Consider the following 1541-nt stretch of genomic DNA (forward strand, 5'->3'; position numbering starts at 1 on the left):
GGTTCAGGCAAGATGTAGCCGGAGGGCAGCTCCGGCTCACCCTGTGCAAAGGTGAACTTGCGGGTGCTGGACATGCTGATATGGGTGAAGTCCAGCTTTCCTGTGTCGGTCGCGGCACAGCCCTTGCCGTCCTCATTCAGCAGGACGTGCTTTGCCAGCTTGAGCTTATATTCCAGCTCGTTCAGGGTGCCCAGCCAGACGCTGATGCGGTCCTGATAGAGGAAGGCCATCTCGTCCACATCCGCAAACTCGATGCGGGTCACGTCGGCGCTCATGCCTGCGGCATCCAGCGCAGCCAGCAGGGTGTTCAGGCTTTCCAGCCGCTGGTCCGCCTCCTCCTCAACAGTGCCGGAGGCGCTGCTGTCGGCGGCGCTGTCCGGGGTGCTGTCCGGGGTGCTGTCGGCCTTGGGCTCCGCCGCAAAGGTCAGCTGTTCGCCGGGCTCGGCAGAGACCGGTTCGCCGCCGTACAGAGTGGGCAGACCGGCAGGCTGGGCAGAATCCTTCTCCAGGATCTTCAGGCCGCCTGAGAGGGTCAGCCAGCCGGAGGAGGTCTGCATGGCCCAGGCAGGCTGGGCTTCTGTTACCCGCACCACCACGGTGCCGGGGTAATCCCGCTCCACCCGGATATCCTCCAGCATGGGGAACACTTTTTCCAGCGCGGCGGCCTTGCTGCCGGGATCAAAACTGAAGATATTCTCTTCCAGATGGACATCCAACGCCTGCAGGATCTGGTCGCTGGTATAGCCGCCGGCCTCCTGCACCACACCGTCCGCTGTCTGCACCTGAATGGAGCTGATCTTGAACAGCATCGTCACGGTGAGGTAGACCCCCGCGCCGATGACACAGAGCAGCATGACAAGGGCCGTGAGCCGCCGCATGAGCCTGCGCCGCCGGATGGCGGCCCGGGTCAGCTTCCGCTTTTTCCTGCCCTCCCGCCGGACGGGGTCACGCCGGGCGTTCTGCCCCTGCACCGGCCGCATCCGCTGGCCGCTGCGGCTCTGGGCGTTCTGCGGGCGGCGCTGGGCGTTCCGGTTCTGGCCGCCAGACGGGCGGCGGTTCCGCTGATTGCCCCCGGAGGTGCGCCGCTGGCCGCTCTGCCCGCTGCGGGGGCGCTGTGCGCCGCTCTGGCTGCTCCGCCCGCCGGTGGGAAAGGTGATGCTGTTATCCGGGTAGGAGCCGTAGTTCACCGTGCGCTCCGTGTACCGGCTGGGGCGGGGCGCATCGGGGTCATAATTGGGGTTCGTGATGGGGTGGCCGCCGGAGGAATATCCTGCGTACCCGCTGTACCCCAGGTCACTGCCAGCACCCGCGCTGCTGCGGCGCTGGGTGCTCTGCCCGCCGCGCCGGTCATCCCGGGCCTGATCGTAGGCCCGGCGGCGCTTGCGATTCCGGCTGTTCCGGTCATTCTGCGGCATCCGGCTGCACCTCCTTTCCTCTGTTTTTTCCTTCCGTTACGGGGTCTTGACCAGCTTGAGCAGGGCATCCGCAATGCGGTCCAGGCTGTCGTCCACCGACAGGCTCCGGGCATTGCGGCCCATCTC

1 protein-coding gene is annotated in these 1541 nt (G+C 66.5%); it reads right to left on the reverse strand.

The window, feature by feature from the left end:
- A partial coding sequence (locus ACZM22_RS11130; RefSeq protein ID WP_489544119.1) for a cell division protein FtsQ/DivIB occupies positions 1 to 1415 on the reverse strand: 1415 nt, incomplete at its 3' end.
- Positions 1416 to 1541: the final 126 nt, after the last annotated feature.

It is taken from the genome of Vescimonas sp. (assembly GCF_057856985.1).